We start from the raw sequence: 5672 nt of genomic DNA on the forward strand, positions 1-5672 counted from the left end.
TCTACAAGTTAGCAATCTAAGGTCTATTATACATGAGCCTATATCAGGGCTTGATGATCCATTTCTGTTTGCCCGTGTGGAAGGACGATCAGATGAAAAATTTGTTGTGACTATTATCCCACCAGATAGCTCACCCCAGACCTTATCTCCTTATGGATTCGAGCATAGTTAAACATGATTTAAGTTATTTAGTAAACAGTGAGTATGGAGTATTAAAGTTATAACATGTAACCGGGAATTAAAAAAAACGAGGTATTATTTTGGGCAATGAATACTGTTTTTGAAATAAAAGTTTGGCAAAAAAAAGAGAATAATTTTTGTTTCTTTTTGCTGCTATGGGATGACAAGAGAAGGCAGATATCTGCTAGCATTAACTATTCCAAAGAAATACAAAAATGTTATCAACGCTGGCGACAGCGCTACAGTAGGTTTTACGAATTACCGTCAGTCAAACCTATAGAAGATAGTGGCAGAATTAATCCTGGTTCAGGTGACCCATGTTATGATTTGATGGAAGCAGAAAGAGAGTTCGTCAATGCTTTCCAGCGTTGGTTAGGAGAAGGCGAGGTTCGTAAGATTCAAGAGCGGATTCGAGACGAATTGACTCGTGTTGCTCAAGTGATATCGAAAGATAGCAAGGGAATTGGTACTCACCCCAGTGTTGATATTTTTGTAGCTTGTGACTCTATAGAAATGGAACGGTTACCATGGGAAACTTGGGAACTCGCTCCTGAAGGTACACCTGTGGGGAGAGTTCGCATTTTCAGAAGCGCTATGGATAATCCGGATCCCATTGCTTGTACTAAGCCCCTGACAGTTTGCGCTGCCACCCCGCGCTTTTTCAAAGGGATAGGGAAGGCACACCTAAGAAAAACCCGCATTCTAGCTATCTTAGGAGATGATCCTAGACTACCGTTGCAAGAGGATTGGAAAGCTGTGCGATCGCTTAAATCTATTGCTGAGGTCGAGCGAGTAACCTGGCAACCCCATGAAAACCATGTCGATATCAAAACCAAAATTGCTAATGCTATCTGTGATCAACGAGGCTGGGATGTGCTGTTCTTTGCTGGACATAGCGATGAAACCACAACTACAGGAGGAAGACTTGCGATCGCTCCGAATATATCCCTGTCGATTAGTGAACTGGAAGAACAATTAACTCAAGCTAGAGAACATAGATTGCAGCTGGCTATTTTCAACTCCTGCAGTGGCCTGAGCATCGCTAACTCTCTAGTTAAACTTGGGTTACAGGTAATAGTTATGCGGGAACCCATTCGCAATGATGTGGCTCAGAGTTTTCTCCAGCAGTTCTGTAAGCCCCTAGCTGACCATAGAGATGTTTACGATGCACTACTTGAAGCCTGTCAACATCTTCAATCCGTAGAGAAATTTGCCTATCCCTCTGCCTATTTGCTGCCCTCTTTATTTAATCCTCCCGGTTTGATTCCCTATCGCATTGAGCGGTTTGATTGGAAGAAAATGCTGCTGCAGTGGTTACCGACCAAACCAGAAGCGATCGCATTAGGAACAGTTTTACTGCTGAGTGTCATCCCAGCTATTCAAGTAGAATTATTGTTCGATATCCGAGCGTTTGTTCAAGCGGCCTATCGTAATTTGACGAATCAAATACCAGAGAATACCTTAGCGCCTGTTTTGTTAGTTGCTATCGATCAAGAATCCCTAGATAAAGCTGATGCAGCAATAGAAAGTACACAAGGTAAGTTGACTGATTCCGAATACTTAGCCAAGTTGGTAAAACATCTATACGCCTTGAATGCTCAAGTAATCGGCATTTACTATAGTCGGCATATCTACCAACCTAGATACGAAAACCTTGATCAAGCGATTAGCTTTGCTGTGGAAAAGCAGAATACCTGGTTTGTGCTAGCAACAGATAAACAAGATAAAGTCGCTAGCCCCAAATGGAGTTTAGAAGGGTACATAGACTTTGAGCCTTGGACTATTGAACAGCCTCCAGATCCCACCTGTATCGACGAGTCATGTCCGTTTGCCTATCAGCTAGCAGTAGCTCATCTGCTCAATCAACAGTCATCTGAAGATAGTTTACCCCAGCCAACATTAAACAGTACAGTAGATTTTCAGTCCCAAGTTAGTCATTATCTAAAGCAAGGAAAGACTCACAATCAAGGGCTGATTCCTTTCAATCAATCTGCTGCTCCTTTTGGACTAGCTTCCATTATTGACTTTTCTATTCCTCCTAGACAAGTCTACAAATCTATCACAGCTCAGGAACTTCTCAATTTTCCTGTGCCTAATCCAGAACTCCAACAGCATGTGATGCAGCAAGTTGTTCTCATCACCCATGGTGACTACAATGACACAGAAGATGACTTTTACTTTCCGTCAGTTGCTGCCTATTGGTGTCATTACTATCAACCTGTAAAACAGGATCTAAATAAGTGCCTCCACCTCCAAGTATTAATTAGAGGAGAAGTATTGGCTTATATGGTTCACCATATAATCCGGCAGCATCGGGTAGTTTTGATTCCTGATCATTGGGTAATTTTCCTAGCCGTATTTATAGGAAAATGGACTACTATTATCTTACACAAACAACTAATACAACGACACAAACAGGTATTAACGTTAGGGATTCTAACCGGAGTATACGGATTAGCTGTATTGCAGGTTTATATCTCAGCATTAGTATTGATTCCGTGGTTTTTACCCTCAATACTAGTTTGGTTTTACTATAGTTTTGCTTTACAAAAAAGTTTTTTAGGTAGGAGATAGTTTTGAATAATATCGATCCCATGACTAAGGTAATCTCACGAATTACGAATAATACCCAATTGCCAATGAATCAAACAGAAAAACGTCCACGAAAAAAACAAAAGAGACCATGGTGGTGGCCCTTAGAGAAATCGCCTCATCCAAGCCTCTTTTTTTGGAAAAGAAATGAACCAGATCAGGAAGATAGGTTGACATCAAAGTTATTCCTGATTTTCCTTATCCTTCTTATTCTTTTTCTACTCCCTTTTCTAACTCAGTTTCTATATTTTAAATGAATCACACTAATGCGGAGGTAAGCATATGCGCTACTTGAGGTGCTACGCTAATAGCTATCAGCTATCAGCTAATAGCGGTCAGCGATTAGCGCTACGCACAGGCTACTTGAGGTGCTTATGGGTTAGGTCCGATGCGTCGTTCGCACAGCTTGGCCATTCGCGTAGCGTGGCCTTTTGGCCAAGGCCAAAGCCTGTCCCACAAGGCTGACCACTGACCACTGACCACTGACCGCTGACCACTAAACACTAAACACTGATCCACTCTTGTGAACAAGTGATACCACCTAGTAAAAGCCTTGGTAATTTCCGGCAAAACTCGGAAATTTACCTAACTAGGTTGCAGACCAAGGATTAATTTCCTACGTTGTTTTGGTCATGATACCTGGGAGTGAACTCCAGCTCCCAGCTCTATCATCAACCATTAAGGTGAAGGCAAAATGTGTGGTTGACACGACAAGCCATTACAACATGGTCGTTCGCGCAAGCGTGTGCGAAGCACTTGGAAAACATTACCGATTTGAGACGCACTAAAAATGCAGAATTATGTATTAGTTATTGACACAGACAAACAACCATTAAACCCCATATCCCCCAAGAAAGCGCGTCGATTGTTAGATAAAGGAAAAGCTGCGGTTTTTAGGATGTATCCATTCACGATTATCCTCAAGGCTGCAATCGCCAATCCGACTATCTCCCCTTGTCAAATCAAAATAGATCCAGGCAGTAAGGTGACTGGGTTTGCTCTAGTCCAGGACGACCAAGTTATTTGGGGAATGGAGCTAGAACACAGAGGAGGATTGATAAAGAAAAAACTAGAATCTAGAAGTGGCGTTAGGGGTGGGAGGCGTAATCGCAATACCCGTTACAGGAAGCCAAGATTTCTTAATCGTAAGCGTCCAGAGGGTTGGATTCCTCCCAGCCTAGAACACAGGGTTTTGACTATTGAAACCTGGGTAAGACGACTAACTAAGTTTTGTCCAGTCAATGAGATTTGGATTGAAATAGTCAAGTTTGACACTCAAAAAATGCAGGATCCTGAAATCAATGGGGTGGAATATCAACAAGGTGAACTAGCCGGGTATGAGGTGAGGGAATATTTACTTGAGAAGTGGGGGAGGGAGTGCGCCTATTGTGGCAAGCAAAATATTCCCCTACAGATTGAGCACATTCACCCAAAATCCAAAGGAGGGAGTGATTCGGCAAAGCCGACGCTACGCGAACGGGTCAGCAATCTTTGTCTAGCTTGTGAAAAATGTAATCAACGAAAAGGCAATAGACCTATTGAAGAATTCCTAAAAAAGAAACCAGACTTGCTACAAAAAATCAAAAACAAGGCGCTTTCGCCATTGAGAGATGCAGCAGCGGTCAATACAACTCGGAACAAAGTAGTAAAGGTACTCAAGGAAATAAAACCTGTGCTTACTGGCACGGGTGCTCAGACCAAATACAACCGGACTAAGTTGGGACTACCCAAGCAGCATTGGATTGATGCAGCTTGTGTTGGAGACGTTGAAGCTTTGGTGTTGAGAACCTATCAACCGCTAGTAGTTACCTGCAAAGGACAGGGAGGCAGGCAAAAAGCTGCGCTCAATAAATATGGCTACCCCATTAGACATAACCCATTGAAACCCATCAAAGGTTGGTCTAGTGGTGATATAGCTAAAAACCTTTTGACGGGGGAGTTTGGGAGGGTTAATCCCAGAAGCAAAAGCAACTCGTTTAATTACACGGTTCCCGGAAAAAAGGCGATAAGCTTGCACGTCAAGAATTTACTCAGAGTTCACAGAAAGGATGGTTATACTTATGGGTTTTCCCGATAAATACCAAGAATTCCCTGGAAATAGTCCTCCTATTACATACAGAACTGTATAGCTAACTGCATAAGCTCAAAGCCACTACACCTATGGATTGTAGTAGGTACCTGTAGTAGGTACCTGCTCTGTTGCGGATTCGTAATGTTCACATAGGTCTAGAGGATGAATACTCAGGCAAGACAGTTTAACGGTGTTCTCTTACAAGGGGTAGTAGAAGGATTAATGGATGGTGTATTGATTTTGAACGCTCAGGGAGAGTTAGTTCATAGCAATTGTTATGGTCGCTTTATTTGTGCTCAACTAGCAGTGGGTAAGTTAAAATATAACCTTGTTCCCAAAGAAATCAAGCGTGTTTGCCAAGCTGTGCTCGACAGCTGTGAGTTATATCCAAATCAGCCAATAGTTATCGAGTCTGAAATTATTACTGAACGCTCAACATCTTTTCGGATTCGAGCCGTTAAGCTCACCTTAGACTCTTTTGAAAATCCCTGCATTTTAGTAACACTAGAAAATCACGATCAATATGCTGAGAGTTTAGCGATCGCAGAGGTAAATAAATATGACCTAACTCCTCGTGAGGCCGAAGTTTGGTTACTGCGTCGTGCTGATTACAGCTATCAGGAGATTGCTGATGAATTGCGCATTACTCTTAATACGGTGAAGAAGCACTTGAAAAATATTTATGCTAAAATAAAATTTCACCAACTGAAACAGGAATTTTTAGAGGCAAACTAAATTAGTTAGATAGCAAAAGAAGTAGCAAATAGGGAGTAGGGAGTAGCTCTTCCCCCTATTGCCTATTCCCTATTCATACATACCAGCATTTTGC

Annotated in this window: 4 protein-coding genes; 3 read left to right on the plus strand and 1 reads right to left on the minus strand. The window is 42.0% G+C overall.

The features are described 5' to 3' along the window. The first annotated feature begins 267 nt into the window (after window positions 1–267). Window positions 268–2754: a CHAT domain-containing protein gene (locus F6K52_RS31240; protein ID WP_293088095.1), complete on the plus strand. Its 2487-nt coding sequence runs from the start codon at window positions 268–270 to the stop codon at window positions 2752–2754. A gap of 390 nt (window positions 2755–3144) precedes the next feature. Here F6K52_RS31240 and F6K52_RS31245 read toward each other — a convergent pair whose 3' ends face one another. Beyond that, a complete protein-coding gene (locus tag F6K52_RS31245) occupies window positions 3145–3291 on the minus strand; it encodes a hypothetical protein (RefSeq protein WP_293088097.1) in 147 nt (48 codons plus the stop codon). 271 nt (window positions 3292–3562) lie between these two features. Between F6K52_RS31245 and iscB the strand changes: the two genes are divergently transcribed. Continuing rightward, window positions 3563–4849, plus strand: coding sequence for an RNA-guided endonuclease IscB (gene iscB, locus F6K52_RS31250; RefSeq protein ID WP_293088099.1), 1287 nt, complete (start codon window positions 3563–3565; stop codon window positions 4847–4849). 156 nt (window positions 4850–5005) lie between these two features. Continuing rightward, window positions 5006–5578 carry a LuxR family transcriptional regulator gene (locus F6K52_RS31255; RefSeq protein WP_293088101.1) on the plus strand — a complete coding sequence of 191 codons (573 nt, stop codon included), beginning with the start codon at window positions 5006–5008 and terminating at the stop codon, window positions 5576–5578. The last annotated feature ends 94 nt before the right edge of the window (window positions 5579–5672 follow it).

It is taken from the genome of Moorena sp. SIO3H5 (assembly GCF_010692395.1).
GTDB lineage: Bacteria > Cyanobacteriota > Cyanobacteriia > Cyanobacteriales > Coleofasciculaceae > Moorena.

What these genes read in the sequence shown, in the direction of transcription:
- F6K52_RS31255 (WP_293088101.1), top strand. Translation starts at nt 5,006, where the DNA reads ATGAATACTCAGGCAAGACAGTTTAACGGTGTTCTCTTACAAGGGGTA.
- F6K52_RS31240 (WP_293088095.1), top strand. Translation starts at nt 268, where the DNA reads ATGAATACTGTTTTTGAAATAAAAGTTTGGCAAAAAAAAGAGAATAAT.
- iscB (WP_293088099.1), top strand. Translation starts at nt 3,563, where the DNA reads ATGCAGAATTATGTATTAGTTATTGACACAGACAAACAACCATTAAAC.